Source organism: Curtobacterium sp. Leaf183, from assembly GCF_001424385.1.
Classification (GTDB): domain Bacteria; phylum Actinomycetota; class Actinomycetes; order Actinomycetales; family Microbacteriaceae; genus Curtobacterium.
This window is the reverse complement of sequence record NZ_LMPO01000001.1, coordinates 526,561-550,436: the sequence shown is the minus strand read 5'-3', so window position 1 is coordinate 550,436 and position 23,876 is coordinate 526,561. Positions and strand designations below refer to the sequence as shown.

19 protein-coding genes are annotated in these 23,876 nt (G+C 71.5%); 8 read left to right on the top strand and 11 right to left on the bottom strand.

Annotation, left to right across the window (positions count from 1 at the left end; all coding sequences use genetic code 11):
• Positions 1-126 precede the first annotated feature (126 nt).
• Positions 127-666 carry an AAA family ATPase gene (locus ASG04_RS02570; protein WP_082517741.1) on the top strand — a complete coding sequence of 180 codons (540 nt, stop codon included), beginning with the start codon at positions 127-129 and terminating at the stop codon, positions 664-666.
• Here the strand turns inward: ASG04_RS02570 and ASG04_RS02565 are convergent.
• Entirely contained in the window at positions 663-1,172 is a 510-nt protein-coding gene (locus ASG04_RS02565; RefSeq protein WP_056119724.1) for a MarR family winged helix-turn-helix transcriptional regulator, read from the bottom strand. The two genes, ASG04_RS02570 and ASG04_RS02565, sit on opposite strands and share 4 nt — an antisense overlap.
• Before the next feature lie 56 nt (positions 1,173-1,228).
• Between ASG04_RS02565 and ASG04_RS02560 the strand changes: the two genes are divergently transcribed.
• The gene (locus ASG04_RS02560) at positions 1,229-2,107 is read left to right on the top strand and encodes an NAD(P)H-binding protein (protein WP_056119721.1); all 879 of its coding nucleotides are present in this window, start codon (positions 1,229-1,231) and stop codon (positions 2,105-2,107) included.
• An 8-nt stretch (positions 2,108-2,115) separates the two neighbouring features.
• Here ASG04_RS02560 and ASG04_RS02555 read toward each other — a convergent pair whose 3' ends face one another.
• The 4 genes from ASG04_RS02555 to ASG04_RS02540 all read right to left on the bottom strand — a co-directional run bounded on the left by ASG04_RS02555 (position 2,116) and on the right by ASG04_RS02540 (position 5,864).
• A complete protein-coding gene (locus ASG04_RS02555) occupies positions 2,116-3,060 on the bottom strand; it encodes an alpha/beta fold hydrolase (protein WP_235515405.1) in 945 nt (314 codons plus the stop codon).
• A 1-nt stretch (position 3,061) separates the two neighbouring features.
• Positions 3,062-3,547 (bottom strand): nucleoside deaminase, encoded by a 486-nt coding sequence (locus ASG04_RS02550; RefSeq protein ID WP_082517740.1) that lies wholly within the window; start codon positions 3,545-3,547, stop codon positions 3,062-3,064.
• Positions 3,544-5,199 carry a long-chain-fatty-acid--CoA ligase gene (locus tag ASG04_RS02545; RefSeq protein WP_056120243.1) on the bottom strand — a complete coding sequence of 552 codons (1,656 nt, stop codon included), beginning with the start codon at positions 5,197-5,199 and terminating at the stop codon, positions 3,544-3,546. Before ASG04_RS02545 ends, ASG04_RS02550 begins: the two co-directional genes overlap by 4 nt.
• Positions 5,200-5,495: 296 nt before the next feature.
• A complete protein-coding gene (locus ASG04_RS02540) occupies positions 5,496-5,864 on the bottom strand; it encodes a VOC family protein (RefSeq protein WP_056119718.1) in 369 nt (122 codons plus the stop codon).
• A gap of 43 nt (positions 5,865-5,907) precedes the next feature.
• On the opposite strand from ASG04_RS02540, the gene ASG04_RS02535 reads away from it, so the two are divergent.
• Positions 5,908-6,579 carry a DUF2461 family protein gene (locus ASG04_RS02535; RefSeq protein ID WP_056119716.1) on the top strand — a complete coding sequence of 224 codons (672 nt, stop codon included), beginning with the start codon at positions 5,908-5,910 and terminating at the stop codon, positions 6,577-6,579.
• A gap of 55 nt (positions 6,580-6,634) precedes the next feature.
• Here the strand turns inward: ASG04_RS02535 and hrpA are convergent, their stop codons facing one another.
• The 5 genes from hrpA to ASG04_RS02510 all read right to left on the bottom strand — a co-directional run bounded on the left by hrpA (position 6,635) and on the right by ASG04_RS02510 (position 16,906).
• Entirely contained in the window at positions 6,635-10,489 is a 3,855-nt protein-coding gene (hrpA, locus tag ASG04_RS02530) for an ATP-dependent RNA helicase HrpA (RefSeq protein WP_056119713.1), read from the bottom strand.
• 25 nt (positions 10,490-10,514) lie between these two features.
• Positions 10,515-12,347: a thioredoxin domain-containing protein gene (locus tag ASG04_RS02525; protein WP_056119711.1), complete on the bottom strand. Its 1,833-nt coding sequence runs from the start codon at positions 12,345-12,347 to the stop codon at positions 10,515-10,517.
• Between the two features lie 79 nt (positions 12,348-12,426).
• On the bottom strand, positions 12,427-14,025 hold the full coding sequence (locus tag ASG04_RS16960) for an NAD-dependent epimerase/dehydratase family protein (protein ID WP_082517739.1): 1,599 nt from the start codon (positions 14,023-14,025) through the stop codon (positions 12,427-12,429).
• A gap of 214 nt (positions 14,026-14,239) precedes the next feature.
• Entirely contained in the window at positions 14,240-15,103 is an 864-nt protein-coding gene (locus ASG04_RS02515; RefSeq protein ID WP_056119708.1) for a sulfurtransferase, read from the bottom strand.
• 267 nt (positions 15,104-15,370) lie between these two features.
• Positions 15,371-16,906: an MFS transporter gene (locus ASG04_RS02510; RefSeq protein ID WP_056119704.1), complete on the bottom strand. Its 1,536-nt coding sequence runs from the start codon at positions 16,904-16,906 to the stop codon at positions 15,371-15,373.
• Between the two features lie 160 nt (positions 16,907-17,066).
• On the opposite strand from ASG04_RS02510, the gene ASG04_RS02505 reads away from it, so the two are divergent.
• Positions 17,067-17,735, top strand: coding sequence for a TetR/AcrR family transcriptional regulator (locus ASG04_RS02505; RefSeq protein WP_056119702.1), 669 nt, complete (start codon positions 17,067-17,069; stop codon positions 17,733-17,735).
• 93 nt (positions 17,736-17,828) lie between these two features.
• Here the strand turns inward: ASG04_RS02505 and ASG04_RS02500 are convergent, their stop codons facing one another.
• Positions 17,829-19,460, bottom strand: coding sequence for a dolichyl-phosphate-mannose--protein mannosyltransferase (locus ASG04_RS02500; protein WP_056120237.1), 1,632 nt, complete (start codon positions 19,458-19,460; stop codon positions 17,829-17,831).
• A 53-nt stretch (positions 19,461-19,513) separates the two neighbouring features.
• Between ASG04_RS02500 and rsmI the strand changes: the two genes are divergently transcribed.
• The 4 genes from rsmI (at position 19,514) to rsmA (ending at position 23,792) form a co-directional block, all read left to right on the top strand.
• A complete protein-coding gene (gene rsmI / locus ASG04_RS02495) occupies positions 19,514-20,335 on the top strand; it encodes a 16S rRNA (cytidine(1402)-2'-O)-methyltransferase (protein WP_056119699.1) in 822 nt (273 codons plus the stop codon).
• A 120-nt stretch (positions 20,336-20,455) separates the two neighbouring features.
• Positions 20,456-22,033 carry a methionine--tRNA ligase gene (gene metG / locus ASG04_RS02490; protein WP_056120235.1) on the top strand — a complete coding sequence of 526 codons (1,578 nt, stop codon included), beginning with the start codon at positions 20,456-20,458 and terminating at the stop codon, positions 22,031-22,033.
• Positions 22,030-22,944: a TatD family hydrolase gene (locus ASG04_RS02485; protein WP_056119696.1), complete on the top strand. Its 915-nt coding sequence runs from the start codon at positions 22,030-22,032 to the stop codon at positions 22,942-22,944. The genes metG and ASG04_RS02485 overlap by 4 nt, the downstream gene beginning before the upstream one ends.
• The gene (gene rsmA, locus ASG04_RS02480) at positions 22,941-23,792 is read left to right on the top strand and encodes a 16S rRNA (adenine(1518)-N(6)/adenine(1519)-N(6))-dimethyltransferase RsmA (RefSeq protein ID WP_056119693.1); all 852 of its coding nucleotides are present in this window, start codon (positions 22,941-22,943) and stop codon (positions 23,790-23,792) included. Before ASG04_RS02485 ends, rsmA begins: the two co-directional genes overlap by 4 nt.
• Positions 23,793-23,876: the final 84 nt, after the last annotated feature.

Genomic DNA, 23,876 nt, shown 5'->3' with positions numbered 1-23,876 from the left:
CCCGAGGTTCCGAGGTCCCGAGGTTCCGGAATTGTGCCACCTCGACCCCGCCGACGGTGCGGTCCCGGAACCTCGACGTCCGGCGTGCGGCATGTCGTGGAACCTCGGCGCTCGTAGGGTGGACGCGTGCCGAGCCCTGATCGTGTCCAGGTGACGCTGCCGACGGTGGTGCTGGTCAGTGGCGCTCCCGGCAGTGGCAAGACGACGCTCGCTGCGGCCCTCGCCGAGCGACTCGGGTGGCCGCGGGTGCACCGCGACGAGCTCTACGCCGGCCTGATGGCGTCCGGGACGCTGTCGCGTGACGAGGTCGTGCCGCACGGCGTCCGGCTGTTCTGGGACGTCACCGCCACGTACGCCGCCGCGGGGTGCAGCGTCGTCGCCGATGCCACGCTCTACCGGGACCAGTCCGAGGTCGACGTCCGCTCAGCGCTGCTGCCGGTCGGCCGTGTGCTGAACGTGCACTGCCGGAGCACGTCGGCGATGGACCGGTTCGTCGCGCGCGGGCACGGCGCCGCGATGGACGACCGAGTGCGTGCCAACCTGCCGCGGGTGTCCTCGCCGCTGGAGCTCGGGTGCCCGGTGCTCGAGGTCGACACGACCGACGGGTACGCACCGGAACTCGACGCCGTCGTGGCGTGGGTGCAGCGTCCGGGAGCCGCCGACTAGGGGACGTCGTCCACCGGTCCGCCCGGTCCGCCGAGCATCGGGCGCAGCGTCGCGACCAGGGCTGCCGAGGTCGCGGCGTCCGGGCCGAACCACGCGTTGCTGGCCAGGACGACCGGGTACGCCTGCGCGAGCACGGCACGCCCCGCGTCGGTGAGCACGATCCGCGAGCGGCGTCCCCGGCCGCGCTCGGACCCGCGGTCGATGAGCCCGCGCTCCGCCAGCGTCACCACCAGCGTGGTCATGCTCTGCGGTCGGACCCCGACGGCGCGGGCCAGGTCGGCCTGCGCCAGACCGGTGGCGGGCTCGGCGAGGCCGTCCGCGGTGCCGCGGTGGTCCGGCTCGTCCGTCGCGCCGAGCTGCACCAGCACCCCGAACTCCACGGGTGTCAGACCGAGCGGCGCGAGCACGTCGGCGAGCCGCCGTGCAAGGACCCGGGCGGCGCGGATCACGCTCCAGGCGGCGATCGCGTCGACGTCGTCGCGCGTCGGGGAGGACCGATCGGGCATGTCCCGATGGTAGCGGAGTACGGTCTGGTATCAGTTAACTGATATGAGGAGGAACCATGACCGGAGCGGTCGCCATCACGGGCGTGACCGGAGACGTGGGCGGGAAGACCCTGGCGCTCCTGCACGATGCGGGGGTGCCCGTGCGCGCGGTCGTCCGACGCGCGGCGCAGGCCGAGGACCTGGTTTCGCGGGGCATCGACGCGCGGATCGCCGACCTGGGGGACCCTGCTGCACTGGCTCGGGCGTTCGACGGCGTCGACCAGGTGTTCCTCGTCACCGCGGCGACGCAGCAGCAGGAGGAGCACGGGACGAACGCCGTCCATGCCGCGCAGGAGGCCGGGGTCCGCGCGATCGTGCAGTTGTCCGGGGGCGATGCCGCCGAGCACTCGCCGATGCCCTGGGCGAGCGCGATCGCGGGCATCGACGTCGTCGTCCGGGCGAGTGGGCTGGCGTGGACGATCCTGCACCCGTCGGGGTTCATGACGAACCTGGAGTCCTCGGGCCCGGTCCTGCGTCGGGGGTTCTTCCCGCAGACCATGGGCCGCGGGGTCATCGGGTGGATCGACACCGCCGACATCGCCCGCGTGGCAGCGACCGTCCTGCAGCAGGGTGAGCACCGCGGCGCCGAACCCGTGCTGACCGGCCCGACGCTGCTCGACGGCAGGGGCGTCGCGCGAGAACTCTCCGCCGGGCTCGGGCGTCGGGTCCGCTACGTCCACCTGCCGAGCCGGGTGTTCGCCGGCGTCCTCCGACTGAGCGGGGTCCCCGCGTGGCAGGCCGAGGGGCTCCGTCAGCAGTTCGGTCGGGTCGCTCGCCGGGGCCTGGACGGGGTGGACGTCCTGACCGACGAGGTCGGGCGGATCACGGGCACGCCAGCACGGCCGATGTCGGCGTGGGCGCGTGAGCGTCGTGCGGTGCTGCTCGGGCGTCGCTGAGGTCCGGGTCAGGCGAAGCCGTCGAGCGCGGCCGTCAGGGCATCGCTCTCGCGCGGTCCGCCGTGGCCCTCGTCCTCGACGATCGTCAGCGTGCTCGCCGGCCACTGCCGGTGCAGCAACCACGGGGTGGCGGCCGGGCCGCTGACGTCGCGTCGACCGTGGACGAGCGCGGCCGGGACGGCAGCGAGCTCCGCCACCCGCGCCAGCACCGCGCGCTCGCCGGGCAGGAACGCGTCGTTCGCCCAGTAGTGGGTGACGAGCGTGGCGAACGCCAGCCGGGCCTCCTGGCCGATGTGTCCGCGACCACGCGATCCGGGGTCGTCGAGCGACACGTGGACGCTCTCCCACCGGTCCCACTCCGCGGCAGCCGCCGTGCGGTCGGCCGCGTCGGCACCGGTCAGGCGACGGGCGTAGGCCTCGACGATCCGTTCACCCGGTCTGCGTCCCGATGCCTGCGCGAAGCGGTCCCAGTCCTCGGGGAACAGCCGCCCGATGCCCTCGGTGATCCAGTCGACCTCGGCACGACTCGTCGTCGTCACGGCCATCAGGGCGAGCGCGCGGACGCGGTCGCGGTGTTCGAGGGCGTACGCGAGCGCCAGGGTCGTGCCCCACGAGATGCCGGCGACGACCCAGGTGTCGATGCCGAGCGCATCGCGGACCTGCTGCAGGTCGGCGACCAGCCGGTCCGTCGTGTGGTCGGCCAGTCGGACTGGGGCGTCCGCCACGCTCGGGTTGCTGCGTCCGCTCCCGCGCTGGTCGATGCCGATCAGCCGGTACCGCGTCGGGTCGAAGTGGGTGCGGTACCAGCCGGAGCCGAGCGAACCGCCCGGGCCGCCGTGCAGCCAGAGCGCCGGGGTGCCGTCGGGGGTGCCGGACTCCTCGACGTACAGGGCCGCACCGTCGTCCATGGTGATCGTCGTCGTGCGGTAGGGCTCGACGCGGGGGTACGGCACGTCAGTCCGCGTGCAACGTCGACCACTGCCGGAACGGCGCCGTGGGGTCCTCGGTGGCGACCTGCTCCGAGGGCAGCGCCCGCTCGTGCGCGGGCTTGGTGTACTCGCCGTAGAACGTGTCGAGCGTCATCAGGCGGTTGCCGTCCTCGTAGTGCTCGGACTCCTGGTCGCGAGAGGCCGCGAAGACGACCCGGTCCGGCTGCGCGTAGTACAGCGCGCCGAGGCACATCGGGCACGGGTACGCGGTGACGTACACGTCGAGGCCGGTCAGGTCGGTCACGCCCATCTCGGCGGCCAGCCGGATCGCGGTGATCTCGGCGTGCGACGTCGGGTCCCCGGACTGGGCGACCTGGTTCGCCGCCTCGACCAGCACCTTGCCGTCGCGGACGATCAGGCAGGCGAAGGGCTTGCCACCCTCGCGGACGTTCTGCAGGGCTCGGGCGACGACGCGTTCGGTCAGACGCGTGTCGAGCTCGGAGGTGCTCATGCGGTGGCGGGCTCCTGTTCCGTGGTGGTCGCAGCGCTGGACGGTGCGAACTGCTCCACCAGTGTGCGCTTGAGCACCTTCCCGCTCGGCCCGAGCGGCAGTGCGTCGACCACGTGGACGACCCGGGGGAACTTGTAGGCGGCGATCTCGTCCGCGACGTGCTTGACGAGGTCCTCGGGCGTCGCGGTGGCCCCGGCGCGCAGGACCACGGCCGCCTCGATCTCCTGGCCGTGCACCTCGTGCGGCACGCCGAACACCGCCGCCATCGTGACGTCGGGGTGCGTGGCGAGCACCTCTTCGACCTGCCGCGGGTACACGTTGTAGCCGTTGCGGATGATCATGTCCTTCGTCCGGTCGACGATCGTCAGGTAGCCCTCGTCGTCCTTCGTGCCGAGGTCGCCCGTCCGGAACCAGCCGTCGACGATCGCCAATGCGGTGTCCTCCGGGCGGTCCAGGTACCCGTTCATCAGGTTGTGCCCGCGGATCACGAGCTCACCGATCTCGCCGCGGGGGAGCAGCACGATCGAGCCGGGCGTCTCCGGGTCGGCGATCTCGATGTCGACGCCCCACACCGGCGTGCCGATCGTGCCCGGGTGTGGGGGCGTGCCGACGTGGTTGAACGACGCGACAGGCGAGGTCTCGGTCAGTCCGTAGCCCTCGTGGATGGGCGCGTCGAACACGGTCTGGAACTTCTCGAGGACCGCCAACGGCAGGGAGGCCCCTCCCGAGATCGCGTAGCGCAGGTTCGGCCGGGCATCGGTGCGCGTCGCTGCGTCGAGGAGCGCCATGTACATCGTCGGGACGCCCATGAAGATCTCGCAGTCGTGCTCGACCATCGCGGCCAGGGCGGAGTCGCCGTCGAACTTCGGCAGCATCACGATCGTCGCGCCCGCCCGGAACCCGGTGTTCATCGTGCAGGTCTGCCCGAACGTGTGGAACAGCGGCAGGGCCCCGAGCAGCACGTCGCCGCGGTGCATGTCGAAGGTGCTCATCAGGTTCGTGTTGACCTGCTCGAGCAACGCGAAGTGCGAGCCCTCGGCGCCCTTCGGCTGCCCCGTCGTACCGCTGGTGTACAGGATCGTGGCGGTGTCGAACGGGTCGCGGGGCACGTAGCGGTCGAGCGGCGTGGCGGACTCGGCCAGGGCCTCCAGTCGGTCCGGCGCGGGAGCGCCCGTGCCGTTGCCCGTCGTCGACTCGGCGGTCGCTGATCCGCCGGGAGGCGCGAGCACGGTCACGACGTCGACCCCGGCCAGGGCTGCTCCCGCGGCCCCCTCCGCCAGGAGCGGCGCTGCGCAGACCAGGAGGGCGGCTCCGCTGTCGCGGAGGACGTACTCGATCTCCTTCCGCTTCAGCAGCGCGTGCACGGGCACGGCGACCGCGCCGAGGGCGAGCGTGGCGTAGTAGACGCGTGGGAAGTCGGCGACGTTCGGCAGGAGCATCGCGACGCGGGACCCCGCGGTGACGCCGCGCTCACGCAGGGCTCCGGCGTACGCGAGCGTCTCCGCCCAGAGTTCGGCGTAGGTGGTCCGGCGGTCGCCCACGATGAGGGCGACGTCGTCCGGGTAGCGTGCGGCCGACTCGGCGAGGATCGCTGCGACGGAGGCGGTCGCCTGCGTCCGACGGGGGCTGGCGGTGGGCTGGGTGGCGGTCATGCCGTTCTCCGTCTCCGGTGACGAGTGATGCTCGACCACCATACGACCGGGAGGTGTGTGGGCGGTGTCCCCTGTGCGGGGCCGGGCCGGGCCGGGCGTGGCCGGGCGGTGCCTGGCCGTGCCGTGCCGTGCCGTGCCGGGCCGTGCCGCGGGCGTGGAGGCCCCGTGTCGCGCAACACGCCGCTCACCTCCGCCGAGGTCGCGCAACCTGTCGGTCGACGGCGCTTCGGGCAGTACTTCGTGCGACCTCGACGGCACGCAGACGGCGGGTCGCGCGACCGGGCGGAGCCAGCGGGTCAGTCGTTCGGGCGGATCAGGCAGAACGGGTGCCCGGCGGGGTCGAGGAACACGCGGAAGGTCTCGGTCCCCGAACCCGTGGCCGTGGCGCCGATGGCCAGGACCGCCTGCTCGCCGGCGTCGAGGTCCTCGACCTTCACGTCGAGGTGCACCTGTTGGGGCGTGTCCTGTCCGGGCCAGACCGGCGCGCGGTAGTCGTCGACGCGCTGGAACGCCACGAGCGGGCGGTGCCCCTCGATCGGCAGGACGACCTCGGCCCAGTCCTCGTCGAAGCCGACGATCTCACCACCGAGCAGCTCCGCGTAGAACCGTGCGAGCGTCCGTGTGTCCGGGCAGTCGAGGACGATGACGTCGAGTGTGCCGATCATGCGGGCGAGGGTAGTCCTCAGCGGGCGGCGGTTCACTGCTTGCATGACCGATGCGTTCTTCTCGCCCTCGTTGGCGACGTTCTTCCGTGGGCTCGCTGCGCACAACGACACCGCCTGGTTCGAGGAGCACCGCGAGGACTGGGAGCGCGACGTCCGCGACCCGATGGACGCACTGCTGCAGGAAGCCGACCGGCGGTACGGCCCCGGCCGGGTGCTACGGCAGCACCGGGACCTGCGGTTCACCCCGGACAAGCGGCCCTACCGCGAGGACACCGGGTTGACCGCAGGCGGTGTCTACTTGAGCGCCGGCGTCGACGGGCTGCAGGTCGGGGGCGGGCTGTACGAGCCGTCCCGCGACCAGCTGCTGGCAGCACGGACCGTGATCGATGAACGACCGCAGGCAGCGGCAGCGTTGCAGCGGATCCTCGACGACCTGACCGACGCCGGGTACGAGCTGGCGGGTCCGCCGCTGAAGACCGCACCCCGTGGCTGGTCGGCGGACCATCCGCGAATCGAGCTGCTCCGGATGCAGCACTACGCCGCGCTGGTGCACCTGCCGTTGACGAGCTCGCTGGACGATGTCGTCGCCGCATGGGACGGTGTCCAGCCGCTCGTCCGGTGGACGGTGAAGTGGGCGCGGGCGGCTGATCCCGAGGCATCGGACGACCCGGCGCCGCCCGTCCCCGGAGCGGGCTCGATCGACACGCGGGCCTGAGGGGCTGGTGCGCTGCGGCGGCTGGCGCGCGTCGGCGAGACTCCGGATCGACGGCTCAGCGCGCCGCGGTGGTCAGGGCCTTGGTGATGCGCTGCAGCGAGACCGTCTCGGCGGTCCCGAGCTCCTGCGCGAACAGGCTGAGCCGGAACTCCTCGAGCATCCACCGTGCGTGCACGAGCTCCGGGTGCGATCCGGGCGTGGGCGGGAAGGTCCCCCCGGCGTCCTCGTAGCGGCCCGTCGCGGCAGACACCTCGCGCATCCAGGTGGCGTCGCGACCGGGGTTCTGCAGGAGCTTCGTCACGCGGGCCTCGACGCCCTGCAGGTACACACGGATGCGACGGAGCCGTCCGAGTCCCGCCACCGAGACGAACCCGGGGAACACCAGGCGGTCCAGCTGTTGGCGCATGTCGTTGAGCGCGGGCAGCAACGACATGCTGTTCGCCTGCTTGAGCGCGCGTTCTGCGCCGCGCAGTGCGGTGAGCACGGCGGCCACCTCGGACACCGCGCCGAACATGGTGTCGACGACGGAGGCCGAGACCGCATCGCGAACGGCCGGGAACTCGGCCCGCGTGAAGAGCAGCCCGGTCGGGTGCGTGGCGCGGATGCCGGCGTCCACGACCGCGGCGAGCACGTCGTCGAACAGGGCGTTCGTCGAGGGGTACGGGCTCGCCGCCAACGCCAGCTTCTCCTGTGCGGTCAGGTGCGACTGGATGTAGGACACGGGGGAGGGCACGGCGAGCATCACCAGGCGCCGCACGCCGGCGGGCATCAGGACGTCGCGGTCACCCGGGGTCGCCAGCAACTGGACCGCCACGGTCGCCTTGGGGCCGGTGCCTTCTTCCACGAGTGCCGGGTAGGCACGGATGACCGCACCGGCCTGACGGGTGTCGAGGACCTCCGGCAGGTCGGTGTCGGGCCAGGCGACCAGTCCGGTGCGTTCGATGCGACGGTCCGGTGCATCATCGGCGACCCGACCAGCCCCGCGCCCGCGCGTCTCTCGCTGGGTGGCCGCCGCGACGCTCTGCTGGGTCCGGTCCTTGAGCTTGGTCTGCAGAGCGGACAGGTCCTTGCCCGCTTCGACGCGGCGACCACGTTCGTCGACCACGGCGTAGGTGGGGAGCAGGTGCGCGGGTACCCGGGACATGTCGAAGTCCGCCTCGGTCACGGGCACGTAGGTCATGCGCTGGATCGTCTTCGCCAGGGTCGCCCGGAAGCTCTCGCTGGGCTCGGTCGGGGCGTCGTCGGGCAGTTCGTCCACGATCTTCTCGGCCCAGTCGGCCGCCGGGACGACGTTCTTGCGGATCTGCTTCGGCAGCGCCTTGATGAGCGCGGTCACGAGGTCGCGTCGGAGGCCACGGACCTGCCAGTCGAACCCTTCTTCGCGCATGCGGGGGAGCAGGGCGATGGGGACCTGCACGCTGACGCCGTCGTCCTCGGCCCCCGGCTCGAACCGGTACCGCACGGCGAGCCGCTGGTCGCCCGAGCGCCACTGGGTGGGGTACTCGGTGTCGTCTTCGGCCGCCGAGGCCGCCGACTCGTCGAGCAGGTCCTCGCGCCGCATCGTGAGCAGGTCCGGTTGGTCGCGACGTGTGCGCCGCCACCAGCCCTCGAAGTCGCGCGTGGTGGCGACCTCGGTCGGGATGCGTGCGTCGTAGAACGCGAACACGTTCTCGTCGTCGAGCAGGATGTCGCGTCGGCGAGTGCGTTCCTCGAGCTGCTCGAGTTCGCGTCGGAGCTTGCGGTTGGCCCGGTCGAACGCCTGTTGGGAGTCCCACTCGCCCTCGATCAGGGCATGCCGGATGAAGAGCTCGCGCGAGTGCACGGGGTCGATCCGGGCGTACTGCACCCGCCGACGCTGCACGATCGGGACGCCGAACAGCGTGACCCGTTCGTACGCGACGACGGCACCCTGCTTCTTCTCCCAGTGCGGCTCGCCGTAGGTGCGCCGCAGGAGGTCGCCGGCCAACTGCTCGGTCCAGACCGGGTCGATGCGCGCAGCGGTCCGCGCGAACAGGCGGCTCGTCTCGACGAGTTCGGCGGCCATCACGGCGTCGGGCTGCTTCTTCGCCAGGACGCTGCCCGGGAACAGCACGAAGCGGGTGTTCCGCGACCCGAGGTAGTCGCGTTTCTCGCGGTCCCGCAGCCCGATCTGGCTCAGGAGCCCGGCGAGGAGCGACCGGTGCACGGCGTCGGGGTCGTCCTTGCGCTCCTTGCCGACGTGGATGCCGACCTGTTTGGCGGCACGTGAGAGCTGGCGGTACAGGTCCTGCCACTCACGGATGCGCAGGTAGTTGAGGAACTCGGCCTTGCACAGACGTCGGAACGCGCTCGAGGAGAGCTCGTCCTGCTTGTCCTCGATGTAGTTCCACAGGCCGAGGAACGTCAGGAAGTCGCTGGTCGGGTCCGCGAACCGTGCGTGCAGCTGGTCGGCGTGCGCGCGCTTCTCGAGGGGACGCTCACGCGGGTCCTGGATGCTGAGCGCCGAGACGATCGCCACGACTTCGCGCCCGACGCCCTGCCTGCCGGCCTCGAGCACCATGCGACCGAGACGGGGGTCGATCGGCAGTCGGGTGAGCTGCCGCCCGGACTTCGTGATCGCGCCGTCCTTGTCGACGGCGCGGAGCTCGCGCAGCAGGTCGAGGCCGTCCTTGACGCCGCGCGAGTCCGGCGGCTGCAGGAACGGGAACGACTCGATGTCGCCGAACCCCAGCGAGATCATCTGCAGGATGACCGCGGCCAGGTTGGTCCGGAGGATCTCGGGATCGGTGTACTCGGGGCGGCGACCGAAGTCGTCCTCGGAGTACAGGCGGATCGCGATGCCCGCGCTCGTGCGCCCGGCGCGGCCCGACCGCTGGTTCGCGCTGGCCTGCGAGATCGCCTCGATCGGCAGTCGCTGGACCTTCGCTCGGGGGGAGTACCGCGAGATGCGGGCGGTCCCGGTGTCGATGACGTACTTGATGCCGGGCACCGTCAGCGAGGTCTCGGCGACGTTCGTCGCGAGCACGACCCGGCGGCGGACGCCCGGGGTCGACGAGCGCTGGAACACCCGGTGCTGGTCGGCGGCAGAGAGCCGTCCGTAGAGCGGCAGGACCTCGGTGCCCTGGTAGTGCTTGCCCTCGATGGCGTCCTGCGCGTCGCGGATCTCGTTCTCGCCGGACAGGAACACGAGCACGTCGCCCGGGTCCTCGCGCGCCAGCTCGTCGAGCGCGTCGGTGATGCCCTGCAGGTGGTCGCGGTCGTCCTGGGCGTTGCCGGCGTCGGCCGTGCGCGAGTCGGTGTCGTCGTCACCGTCGTCGTCCGCGCCGGGTTCTTCGGCGACCAGCGCGCGGTAGCGGATCTCGACCGGGTAGGTGCGGCCCGAGACCTCGATGATCGGGGCACCGCCGAAGTGCTGGGAGAAGGACTCCGGGTCGATCGTCGCACTCGTGATGATGAGCTTGAGGTCCGGGCGTCGAGGCAACAACCGCTTGAGGTAGCCGAGCAGGAAGTCGATCGTCAGGGACCGCTCGTGCGCTTCGTCGATGATGATCGTGTCGTAGCGCTTCAGGTCACGGTCGAAGTGGATCTCGTTGAGCAGGATGCCGTCGGTCATGAGCTTGACGCGTGTGTTCGCACTGACCTTGTCGGTGAAGCGGACCTGGTAGCCCACCAGGTCGCCGAGCTCGCCGCCGAGTTCCTCGGACACGCGCTCGGCGATCGTGCGAGCGGCGATCCGGCGCGGCTGCGTGTGGCCGATGTGCTCCCGCCCGAGTTCCAGGCAGATCTTCGGCAGCTGGGTCGTCTTGCCCGAACCGGTCGCACCGGCGACGATCACGACCTGGTTGTCGCGGATGGCCGCGGCGATGTCATCGCGCCGCTGCGAGACGGGCAGCTCGGGCGGGTACGTGATGACGACAGGCGTGGGAGACATGAGCATTCCAGGATACCGCCCGCGCTCAGGCGCTCGCGAGTTGGCGCGTCAGGTCGTCCGCAGAGCGTGCGGGCAGGGCACACACGTGGTCGTGGCACACGTACGCGGCGGGGTCGAGGCGGTCGCGGGACTCGAGCAGCGTGAACCCCGCAGCTGCCCAGGCTGAGGCCTGTGCCGGCGTCACCGTGAGCACGACGGTGCCCGGGTGACGCGCGCCGATCGCGACGGTCTGCATCGCTGTCGGATCGGTGGCCACGACGACGACCTCGCGCGACGGGCGCTGCAGGGCCAGGGCGAGCCCGAGCGCGTCGGCGTGCCCGAGCGGTCGGTCCACGCCGCTGCGGGCCCGGTCTGCGACGAGTGTCACGGCGGCGGACCGGTAGGCGGGATCGCCGGTCAGGGTGCCGATCACCAGTGCGGCGCTCGCCAGGGCGACGGTCCCCGACCGCAGCGCGGTCTGCGGCTGTTCCCCCGTCGCGGTCCCCGCGCTCGCCAGCACCGGGTCGACCGTCAGCGGTCCCGACAGTGCGTCGTCGACCAGGGAACGGGCAGTCGTGGCGTACCGGAGCTCACCCGTCACGAGTGCGAGCTCGACCAGCCCCTCGGCGAACAGGCCGATGTCCTCGATCGTGGGCGGTGCCGACGAGGATCCGCGCGGTGTGCTCGACCGGACGACGACGTGCCCGTCGCGCAGGTGGGCGTCGATGACCGCGTCGGCTGCTGCCCGGGCCAGGGCGATCATCTCGGCGTCACCGTGCCGGGCCCCCGCGATCGCCAGGCCCCGCACGGCGAGTCCGTTCCAGCCGGTCAGGACCTGGTCGTCGAGTGGTGGGGGATCGAGGAGCGCTCGTTCGGGCCGGGGGCGCCGGTACCACTCGCCCTCGACGCGTCGGCCGTCGATCGTGGACTCGCTGTCCTGTGCCGCGACGAAGGCGCCGTCGGGACGGCGCAGGGTGTCGCGCAGGAAGTCGGCGATGCCGCGGGCCTGGGGCTGGGGAGCGATCGCCAGGAGCCCGGCGTTGTCGTAGAGCATGCGCTCGTAGTGGGGGACGGACCAGTCCCGGCGGGTCGCGTAGCGGAACACCCCGCCGTCCGGATCGGTCAGCTCCGAGGCGGCGATGACGCGGAGCGACCGCTCGCACAGCGCCGTGCCGGCTGGCACCCCGTCGGCCCCGGTGTCCGCCAGGAACTCGAGCAACGGCGCCGACGGGAACTTCGGAGCCCCGCCGAAGCCGCCGTACTCGAGGTCCTCGCCCGGTTCGAGTGCACCGACCACGTCGTGGATCGTCGCGATGGACGGGAGGTCCGGCTCGGCCCCGTCAGCGCCGTGCAGTCCGACCGTGGTGCTGTCCACGGCACCCTGGCGGATCGCCCCGGAGAGGGCGCTGGCGGTGGCGTCGACCTCGGTGCGTCGATCACGCCAGGCGTCGAGCACGGCGCCCAGGATCTGTCGGAACGACGGGTGCTGCCCGACCGGCGTCGGCGGGAAGTACGTGCCCGCGAAGAAGACGTGCGCGTCCGGGGTCATGAACGCGGTCAACGGCCAGCCCAGCTGTTCGGTGAACGCGGCCGCGGCAGCCATGGTGCTGGCGTCGACGTCGGGGCGTTCTTCACGGTCGACCTTGACGGCGACGAAGTCACGCCGCAGCAGTTCGGCGATCTCTGGATCGGCGAAGCTCTCGCGCGCCATGACGTGGCACCAGTGGCAGGTGGCGTAGCCGATCGACACGAGGACGGGGACGTCCCGCTCACGTGCTTCTGCGAAGGCGTCAGGACCCCATTCGCGCCAGTCCACCGGGTTGTCGGCGTGCAGACGGAGGTAGGGGCTGACGGCGGTGCCGAGCCGGTTGTCGTTCATGGCTCCAGCGTGCCCCGTCCGGGCTGGACGGGCGGATCGGCAGCACAGTTGGTGGAGAAGGCACGCTCCTCCACAGCGCTCAGTCGGGAAGCCACCCGGTCAGCGACGCGAGCCGACGGGCGACGTCCGCCGGGGCCAGGTCGTCCGTGTCCACCCGCGTGACCCGGTTTGGTGCAGCCGAGTCGAGCCTCCCGGCGGTCCGTGCGCTGTGCGCGACCTGCGTTGCGGGCGGTGCTCCGCCGACTCGCCGGCCCAGGCGCTGCGCCGTGCGCTCGTCGCCTGCGCGGAGCAACACCGCCACGACCGCCGGGTCGTCCCCCATCGCGGCGGCCAACCGGTCGGCCTCGAGCACCGACACCGTGTTCGTGTAGACGAGCCGGTGGAACCCGAGGGCCCGGTAGTTCGCCCAGATCGCCGCGAGGTTGCGTTCCGCGAGCCGGGCCTCGGGGTGCTCGACGTGGGGTGCCGGGTGTGCCAGGTCGAGAGTGTCGCCCTCGATGACGGCATGCCGGACGTCCCGCGCCGCGAGCAGTTCGTGCAGGGCATCCGCGGCGGTCGACTTGCCGACGCCGGAGCGTCCCCCGATGAACAGCACCTCGGACCGCGGCATCGTCATGTCCCCAGGGAGAGCATGACGAGGGCGGCGTCCTCGGGGCCGTAGTCGAACATCCGGTCCCAGAACGGGTCGGACGCCCACGGCACGTCGCCGTCGGCGGGCGTGCGGCGCGCGGTCTTCCACCAGCCAGTCGAGCTCCGGACGGACGGCGTCGGCGTAGCGGGGCGGTTCCCACCCGAGGGCCCGCGCTGCCGTCGTGTCGAGCACGACGGGCGTCGGCGACGACCACGGCGTCAGGCCGACGAAGGCCGGGGCGTCGGCGTCGAGCAGGACCTCGTCGAACCGGTGGTCCAGGTGCGCTGCGACCGTCCGCACGATCTCGAGCGCGGTCAGTGCCGTCTCGTCCGCCACGTTGAGGATCCGCCGGTCCGGGGCGCCGGCGACCAGGCGGACGAGCGAGCCGATCCCGCTCGCGGCCGTGGTGTGGTCGACGCCGCGGCCGTGGTCGGCGAGCAGGACACGGTCGCGGCCGTCGAGCGCGCGGCGGACGACGAACCACTCGCGCGGGCGGCCGATGCCGGGGCCGTGGACCTTCGACGGGCGGAGGACGGTCACCGGCGCACCGTGGTCGAGCAGCAGCTGTTCGGCGGCGACCTTGGCGGCCCCGTACCCGTCACGGCTGGTCGGGTCGTCGTCGGCCGGCGTGACCGTCGGCTGGATCTCGGTGACCGCCCCGGGGAAGACGGGCTTGTCGACGGAGTTCGCGTGGCGGCCCTGCTCGTCGACGTACACGGCCTTGGACGACAGGAACACGGTGGACCCGATGTCCCCCAGGTACGGCAGGAGCTGTGCGGCGTCGTCGCGGGTGGCGCCGACGGTGTCGACGAGCAGGTCGGCGCCCGGGCGCAGCAGGTCACGGAGGACCTGGGTGTCGCGGCGGTCGCCCGCGGTGAAGGTCGCGCCGGCCGCGGTGAGGGAGTCGGCGACGTCGCCGCCGCGTCGGGCGAGGACCTCGATCGACCAGTCGTCACCGCCGCGGCCCGAGCTGTCGAGCAGTTCCCGGACGACGGCGGAGCCGATGCCGCCGGTACCGCCGAGGACGACCGCGCGCTTGGTGCTCATGGGGCAACGCTAGTGCCGGCGTGATGGGCGGGCCTCCGTGGGCGGATGCGCTGGAGGAGCGTCGAGACGCCCAGACGCCCAGACGCCGCCGTCGTGCTGTGGCGCCGCCGTGCAGCGCAGCGTCTCGGTGACCGCGCAGCGTCTTGGTGACTGCGCAGCGTCTCGGTGACCGCGCGGCGTCTCGACGACTGCGCGGCGTCGGGAACCGCCGGCTTCAGGAAGCGATGGGCTCGAGGTCCCAGCGCCACCAGTCCGCGAGGGACCCGTCGTAGACCTGCACGTGGTCGTGGCCCAGCACGGTCAGCGCGAGGGCGTCGACGCACGCGGCGCTGCCCACGCCGCAGTACGTCACGATCTCGTCGGACCCGAGGACGGGTGCGAACACGTCGCGGAGTGCCGCGGGACGACGGAGCGCATTGGAGTCCTGGTCGATGACCCGGTGCAGGGTGATCGGCGTGGTTCCGGGCACGACGGGCGGGTGCTCCGTGCCCAGGGTGGTGTCGTCGGCAGCCAGCACGAGTGCCGCCGGTTGCGTGCCGTCGACGGCTCGTTCGACCCGGGCGCGATCGGCCCAGAGCGGCCGTTCTTCACCGGCCAGGAACACGTCGGTCTCGGGATGCCGCGCAGCGGCGGTCCGCAAGGCGCCGATCCGGACGGGGCGGCCCTCGTCGCGCCACTTCACGAATCCGCCGTCCAGCACCGCGACGTCGTCGAAGCCGAACGCCCGGAAGATCCACCACAGGCGCGCGGACCACTCGCCGACACTGTCGTCGTAGACCACGACGGTCGACGCGTTGGTGATGCCGAGCGCCCGGACCGCGAGCTCGAACTGCTCGGCGTCGGGCCGGGTGAAGGGCAGGTCGGCCCCGGGCGTCGAGAAGTCGCGCGCCAGGTCGGCGTAGCGGGCACCGGGGACGTGACCGTGCTGTTCGTAGCTGTCACGGGCTGTCTGCCAGGTCGTGCCGCGACCCGTGCCCGACGTGTGCACCGACGCGTCGAGCACGACGAGCTCGTCGGCACCCAGGTGGTCGGCGAGCCACTGCGTCGACACGAGCGGCGAGGTCAGGACGGAGGACATGACCCTGACCATAATGCGCACCCCTGACGGGAGACACGGGAACCGCAACAGTGCGCAATCCAGCGTCGGGTGGAGGGCACCGGACCGAAGGGCGTTCGGCCACGGGGCGCTGGACGACGCACGACGACGGTGCTGGACGACGCACGACGACGGTGCTGGACGACGCACAACGACGGGGTCGCTGTCGTTCGACAACGACCCCGTCGTTCGGAGTTCGAGTGCGGCGGCGGCCACGTCATCCGGCGTCAGCGCGAGGCAGGTGCCACGTCAGTGCGCCGCGGCCGGGATGCTGCCCGTCGCGTTCGCCGCGAGGTGCTCGAGCTTCTGGAGTCGGACAGACTGACGGTTGATCAGGAGCCCGCTGGCGATCGCGACGATCACGAGCACCCCGGCCGAGATCGCGAACGCGACGTGGTACCCGTCGAGTGTCGCCTGGGCCTGCTGGAGCTTGGTCGGCGCCGCCGTCAGGCCCGACAGGCTGTTCTTCACGACGTCCGCGAAGATCGTCGACAGCAGTGCCGTCCCGATCGAGCCGCCGATCTGCTGCATGGTGTTCACCGTCGCGGACGCCACACCGGCATCGGCGCGGGCGACACCGGTGGTGGCGGTGTTCATCGCCGACGAGAAGATCGTGCCCATGCCGAGACCGATGACGATCAGCGCCGGCAGGACCGTGCCGGCGTAGGAGCTGTCGAGGTCGGTGCGGAGCAGCAGCAGGAGCCCGGTCGCCGCGACCAGACCACCGGCGAAGATCAGGACCTTCGGACCGACGCGGGGCAGCAGGCGGCCACCGATCTGCGTGGCCGACACCATGATCGACAGCGGCATGGGCAGGAACGCCAGACCCGTCTGCAGCGACGAGAAGCCCAGCGTCTGCTCGAGGTAGTAGGTCAGGAACAGGAAGATGCCGAACATGCCGATCGCGACCAAGCCGATCGCGATGAACGAGCCGCCGCGGTCGCGGTCGAGCACGACGCGCAAGGGGAGCAGCGGGTGGGCGACGCGGGTCTCGATGACCACGAACGCCGCGATCAGCACGACACCGGCGGCGAGCATGCCGATGGTCCAGGGGTCGTCCCAGCCGTTGGTCTCGGCGTTGGAGAATCCGTACACGACACCGACCAGGCCGGCGGTGATCGTCAGCACGCCGGCGACGTCGATGCGGGGGCGGTCGACCTTCGGCGGCTTGGCCATGAAGACCAGGGCGCCGATGACACCGAGGATCGCGAAGACGACGTTGACGTAGAGGCACCAGCGCCACGAGGCGTACTCGGTCAGGACGCCGCCGAGCAGCAGACCGATGGCGGCACCGGAACCGGCGATCGAGCCGAAGATGCCGAACGCGCGGCCGCGCTCCTTCGGGTCGCGGAAGGTCGTCGTGAGCATGCCGAGTGCCGACGGTGCGAGGAGTGCACCGAAGACGCCCTGCAGCGCACGCGCGGCGACGAGCAGCCCGAAGCTGTCGGCGAGGCCGCCCAGCACCGAGGCCACGGCGAAGCCGACCAGCCCGATGATGAAGGTGTTCTTGCGGCCGAAGAGGTCACCGAGGCGACCGCCGAGCAGCAGGAGCGAGCCGAACGCCAGCGAGTACGCGGTGACGATCCACTGCCGCTGGTCCGTGCCGAAGCCGAGGTCGGCCTGGGCGGACGGGAGCGCGATGTTGACGATGGTGGCGTCGAGCACGACCATCAGCTGTGCGAGGGCGATGACCGCCAGCGCGATCCAGCGGTGTTCCTTCCGCCCGCCCGGTGCGGCGCCGGGTGCAGGAACGGTCCTGGCGGGTGAAGTCTGTTCTGCCGTCACGGCAGCCTCCTGGGGATTCGAATGGAGGGAGGAACACGCGCCGTCGGGCGTTCCGGGGAGTTGAGGAAGCGGATGCAGGGCATCCGCTTGGAGCTACTGTAGACCCAAACGGAGCAGGCGCATCCGCTTGTTCCCAGAAAGTTCAATTAGGTTCGTCGTCGTGAGCACCACCGACCAGCACGCGGACCTCGACCGGCCGCTCCGCGCGGATGCGGCGCGGAACCGTGAACTGATCCTGCAGACCGCGCGCAAGTGCTTCGCCGAACGCGGCCTGTCCGTCACCCTCAACGACATCGCGCACGAAGCCGGGGTCGGCGTCGGCACGGTGTACCGCCGGTTCGCCGACAAGGACTCGCTCATCGAAGCGCTGCTGGCGACGAAGTTCGACGCCATGAACGGCGCTGCCGAACGTGCTGCCGAAGAGATCGACCCGCGGGAGTCCCTCCGCCTGTACCTGATGGGCGTCTTCGAGTTCCGTGCCCGCGACCGTGCCCTGGCCGACGCCATCGTCCGCGCGGGCAAGGCCCGTCCGTCGATCGTGCACGAACGTGACCGCCTCGAGCGCCAGGTCAGCACGATCATCGGCCGGGCGCGCGACGCGGGCGTGGTGCGCGAGGGCTTCGACTACCGCGACCTCCCGATGCTCACGACGATGATCGGGGCTGTCGCCGACGCCACCCGGGCCCACGACCCCGACGCTTGGCGTCGCTACGCGCAGGTCCTCATCGACGGCGTCCTGCCGCCGGCCGGGGCCGATGCCGCCCAGCCGATGCCGGGGTCGCCGCTCGACCGCGAGTCGATCGAACGGGCGCTGCACAGCCAGTCCTGACCCGCGGCGGCCAGTCCTGACCCGCGCCGGACCGGACGGTGCGATGCGGACCGGCACCGGGCCTCCAGTCCGGAACCGCCGGACGGGCGCTCGCTACAGCCAGCTCGGCAGCCAGTAGTGCGAGCGGATGAAGTCCCACGGCATCTGCATCGCGGTCCACATCGGGTACCAGTACGCCGAGGCCAGCACGACCACGAGCAGGTACACACCGACCCACACGATCGCCAGCGTCCGGCGGGGTCGTGGGTCCTCACGTGAGCCGAGCAGCAGCCCCACGGCAGCCGCCAACGCCATCACCATGTACGGCTCGAAGGCCACCGTGTAGAACTGGAACACCGTGCGGTCGACGTAGAGCAGCCACGGCAGGTAGCCCGCCGCGACGCCCATCACGACGAAGCCGTACTCCCACTTGCGCCGGGTGATGAAGAGCACCAGCAGTGCCACCACGGCGGCCACGGCCGGGTACCAGATGAACGGGTTCGCGATGCCGGTGATCGCCGCGCCGCAGCGGTCGACCGCGCAGCCGTCCTGCCCGGCGTCGGTGCCGACGTAGTACATCGACGTCGGGCGCTGCATCAGGAGCCAGAGCAGCGGGTTCGCCTGGTACGAGTGCGGCGTGTGCAGGCCGATGTTGAAGCCGTAGATCTCGGACTGGTAGTGCCACCAGTTCTGCAGGCTGTCCGGGACCCAGGCCAGCAGGCCAGTCCAACGCTGCCCGCCCGAGGCGATCCAGTCGCGGTCCCAGCCGTCCTTCGAGACGAACCAGCCGGTCCACGACGCCAGGTAGGTCACGGCCGCGACCGGGACCGTGAGCAGGAAGGTGACCGGGGCCTGCTGCAGGACGGCACTCGATGACCAGAACTCGATGCCCGCGCGCCGCCGCAGCATCATGTCGCTCAGCACCGCGTACACGGCGAAGAACGCCAGGAAGTACATCCCGGTCCACTTCGTGCTGGTGGCGAGGCCCATCGCGAGGCCCATCGCGAGCAGCCACGGCCGCCACCACAGCACGGGGCCCCACAGCGTCGCCCGACCAGCGGCGGCTCGGGCGGCGACCCAGGCGTCCAGCTGCCGGGTCGTCCGGCGTCGGTCGAGCAGCAGCGCCCCGAACCCGAGCAGCACGAAGAAGGTGACGATGCCGTCGAGCAGCGTCACGCGGGACATCACGATGGCCTGGCCGTCGATCGCCATGAACCCGCCCGCGAGCGTGCCGACCAGCGTCGACCGGAACAGCGACCGCGCGATCACCGCGACCAGGAACACCGTCGCGATGCCGAGCACCGCGACCGCGAAGCGCCAGCCGAAGGCGTTGTCCGGGCCGAACAGCAGCATGCCGAGGCCGATGAGGTACTTGCCGAGCGGCGGGTGCGCGATGAACTCCGCCGCGCTCGTGAAGATCGCGGTCTGCCCGTCGGCGAACCGCTGGTCGGTGGTCGGGGACGAGTCGTCCGAGGGGTTCGCCGGCCAGGTGCCCTCGTAGCCCAGGTGGACGATGGACCACCCGTCCTTGACGTAGTAGGTCTCGTCGAACACGAGCGAGTGCGGCCGGCCCAGGTCGACCAGGCGCAGCAGGGCGCCGAGCACCGTGACCGCGATCGGACCGCCCCAGCGCCAGGCGGCGAAGCGCCACGACACCGACAGGAACCGGCCCCACCAGTCGTCGAGACGCGACCCGCGGGGCACAGCGGGCACGGTGTCGAGCGTCTCGGCGAGGTCCGTGGTCATCCGCAGCATCCTACGGATGTCGTGCATGCACTGGCTGCGACCACAATGGGGACGTGATCGTCCTCGCAGCAACCCCCATCGGCAACCTCGGCGACGCGTCGCGCCGACTCGTCGAGACCCTGTCCAACGCGACCGTCGTGGCAGCGGAGGACACCAGGACCGCCATCCACCTGATGCGCGCGCTGGGGATCGAGAACCGCCCGCGGCTCATCGCGCTGCACGAGCACAACGAGCGCGCCAAGGCCGCCGAGGTCGTCGAGCTCGCGCGGGACCAGGACGTCGTGGTCCTGACCGACGCGGGCATGCCGGCGATCAGCGACCCGGGGTTCCCGTTGGTCGAGGCCGCTGCGGCCGCCGGGGTGACCGTCACCGCCCTGCCGGGTCCGTCCGCCGTGCTCATGGCCCTCGCCGTGTCCGGCCTGCCGACCGACCGGTTCACGTTCGAGGGCTTCCCGACGCGCAAGGCGGGGGAGCGCCGCCGGGTCTTCGAGGCGCTCGCCGGCGAGCAGCGGACGATGGTGTTCTTCGAGTCGCCGCACCGGCTCGCGGACACACTGACCGACATGGCCGCCGGGTTCGGCGCGTCGCGCCGGGCAGCGGTGTGCCGGGAGCTCACGAAGCTCTACGAAGAGGTCAAGCGCGACTCGCTGGCGTCGCTCGCCGAGTGGGCGGCCGACGGGGTCAAGGGCGAGATCTGCATCGTCGTCGCTGGGGCCTCGGGGTCGGTCGACGAGGTCTCGCTCGAGGACGGCGTCCGACTCGTGCTGGAACGGGTCGCCGCCGGCACCCGCATGAAAGAGGCGTCGGCGGCCGTCGCGGACGCGACGGGGCTGTCCAAGCGGGACCTGTACGAGGGCGCGCTCGCAGCGCGCTGAGCCGACCACACACCGGACTGGAGGCCCGGTGCACGCCCGCCACGGGCCTCCCGTCCGACTTCTCCACAGGCCACCGCAGGTCGCGTCATCGAGGGACGGTGCGCCCGTAGGATGGTCCGCATGTCCGACGGGTCCTCGTTCAGCATCACCACGCCGATCTTCTACGTGAACGACGTGCCCCACATCGGGCACGCCTACACCGAAGTCGCCGCGGACGTCCTCGCGCGCTGGCACCGTCAGCGCGGTGACGACACCTGGCTCCTCACGGGCACGGACGAGCACGGTCAGAAGATCCTGCGCACCGCGTCGGCGAACGACGTCTCCCCGCAGGAGTGGGCCGACCGGCTGGTCACCGACGCCTGGAAGCCCCTGCTCGGCACGGTGGACGTCGCCAACGACGACTTCATCCGCACCACCGACGAACGGCACGAGCGCGGGGTGACGGCCTTCCTGCAGAAGCTGTACGACGACGGCTACATCTACGCCGGCGAGTTCGAGGGCTTCTACTGCGTGGGCTGCGAGGAGTACAAGCAGCCGAGCGACCTGGTCCCCGGCACCGGCGCCTACGAGGGGCAGCAGGTCTGCGCCATCCACTCGATCCCGGTCGAGGTCTTGTCCGAGCGCAACTACTTCTTCCGGATGTCCGACTTCGAGCAGCGGTTGCTCGACCTGTACGAGTCGAACCCGTCCTTCATCCAGCCGGACAGCGTCCGCAACGAGATCATCTCCTTCGTCAGACAGGGCCTGCGTGACCTGTCGATCTCGCGGTCGAGCTTCGACTGGGGCATCACGATCCCGTGGGACCACGACCACGTGCTCTACGTGTGGTTCGACGCGCTGCTCAACTACGTCACGGCGCTCGGCTACGGCAGCGACGACGACGAGGCCTTCCGTCGTCTCTGGCCCAGTGTGCACATCGTCGGCAAGGACATCGCCCGGTTCCACGCCGTGATCTGGCCGGCGATGCTGATGGCCGCCGGGCTGCCTGTCCCCGAGCGGGTGTTCGGCCACGGTTGGCTGCTCGTCGGCGGCGAGAAGATGTCCAAGTCGAAGCTCACCGGCATCGCGCCGTCCGAGATCACCGACACGTTCGGGTCGGACGCCTTCCGGTACTACTTCCTGCGCGCCATCACCTTCGGGCAGGACGGCAACTTCTCGTGGGAGGACATCTCGGCGCGCTACCAGGCCGAGCTCGCCAACGGGTTCGGCAACCTGGCCTCCCGGCTGCTCGCGATGATCCAGAAGTACTTCGACGGTGCGGTCCCCGCGCGTGGCGAGCTGTCGGCGTCCGACCGGGCGATCGACGACCTGGCGCAGAGCGTCACGGAGCGCGCCGACGCCGCGATCGCCGCCTTCGCCCCGCAGGACGCGATCGTCACCACGTGGGAACTCGTGGACGCCCTGAACGGGTACATCACCGAGCAGCAGCCCTGGGCGCTGGCGAAGGACGACGCCCAGCGCGAGCGCCTGGGCACGGTCCTGGCGACCGCGCTGCGCGGCCTCGGCACCGTCGCGGTGCTGGTGTCCCCGGTCATGCCGAAGGCCACCGAGAAGCTCTGGGCGGCGATCGGTGCGGGCGGCTCCATCGCCGAGCAGCGGGTCGACCGCGCATGGGAGTGGCAGGGGGCCGACCGGGTCACCCAGCTCGAGTCTGGGCTGTTCCCGCGCATCGAGCAGGCCGAGCAGGGCGCGGCATGACCGACGCGCACCTGCGGAGCCGGGGCGACCGGAGCGACGGTTCCACGCGCGACATGAGCTACCCGCCACTGCCCCAGGCGCTCGTCGTCCCCGTCTACGACAACCACACGCACATGGAGATCGCCGACGGCGGACCCGAGGGAGCGCTGGACTGGCGCGAGCACCTCGACCGGGCATCGAGCGTCGGTGTCCGGGGCGTCGTGCAGGTCGGCACCGACCTGGCGACCTCGCAGTGGTCCGCCGAGATCGCCGCACGGGAACCCCGCGTGTTGGCGGCCGTCGCGCTGCACCCGAACGAGGCGCCCGAGCTCGACGCGAAGGGGCTGCTCGACGAGCACCTCGCCGGCATCGAGTCGCTCGCGGCGCTGCCCCGGGTTCGGGCGATCGGTGAGACCGGGCTCGACTTCTTCCGCACGGGCGAGGACGGCCGCGACGCCCAGATCCGTTCCTTCGAAGCGCACATCCGCATCGCGAAGGAGCACGACCTCGCGCTGACCATCCACGACCGCGACGCGCACGACGCGGTCGTGCAGGTGCTCGACCGCGTGGGTGCTCCGGAGAAGACCGTGTTCCACTGCTTCTCCGGTGGCCGTGACCTCGCCCGGCTGTGCGCCGAGCGCGGGTGGTACATGTCGTTCGCCGGCACCGTCACGTTCAGCAACGCGCAGTCGCTGCGGGACGCCCTGATCACCGCCCCGCGGCACCTGATCATGGTCGAGACGGACGCGCCCTACCTGACGCCGACACCGTTCCGCGGCCGGCCGAACGCGCCGTACCTGATCCCGCTCACCCTCCGGTCGATGGCCGAGACCATCGGCACCGACGCGTCGATGCTCGCGGCGCAGATCGCCTCGAACACCGAGCTGGTCTACGGCGCGTGGGACGCCGAACCGATCACGGTCGAACAGTGAGCGCACTGCTCGGCCCGGCCGAGATCCGCGACCTGGCCTCGCAGCTCGACGTCACGCCCACCAAGAAGCTCGGCCAGAACTTCGTCCACGACGCCAACACCGTGCGGCGCATCGTCGCAGCCGGTGGGGTCACGGCCGACTGCGCGGTGCTCGAGGTCGGGCCGGGCCTCGGGTCGCTGACGCTCGGGCTGACGGAGACCGGCGCGCCCGTCACCGCGGTCGAGATCGACGCCCGACTCGCGGCACAGCTCCCGACCACCGTCGCCGCGATGCAGCCGACCGCGCAGTTGACGGTCGTGCACCAGGATGCGCTGACGATCGGTCCGGACGACCTGCCGTCGGCGCCGACGCACCTCGTCGCGAACCTGCCGTACAACATCTCCGTGCCGGTGCTCCTGCACCTGCTCGCGACGTTCCCGTCGATCGAACGGTCGCTCGTGATGGTGCAGGCCGAGGTCGGGTATCGGCTCGCCGCCGATCCGGGCAGCAAGGTCTACGGCTCGCCGAGCGTCAAGGCGGCGTGGTACGGCGCGTGGCGCATCGCCGGGCAGGTCAGCCGCCAGGTCTTCTGGCCGGTGCCGAACGTCGACAGCGTGCTGGTCGGGTTCGTGCGGCACGACCCGCCGGGCGACGAGGCCCTTCGCGCCCAGGTGTTCGCGCTCGTCGACGCGGCGTTCCAGCAGCGTCGGAAGATGCTCCGCCAGGCGCTGTCCGGCGTCCTCGGCGGCAGTGCGCACGCGTCCCAGGTACTCGAGGCGTCCGGCATCGCGCCGACGGCCCGAGGCGAGGAACTCGGCGTCGACGACTTCGTGCGCCTCGGGCGCACGGTGCTCGCCGCGGCGGACTAGCCCGTCCGTCGTCGCACCGTGCCTCGTCGCACCGTGCGAGCGTCGCTGCACGTCGGACGTCGCACCGTGCGAGCTTCGCGGCCC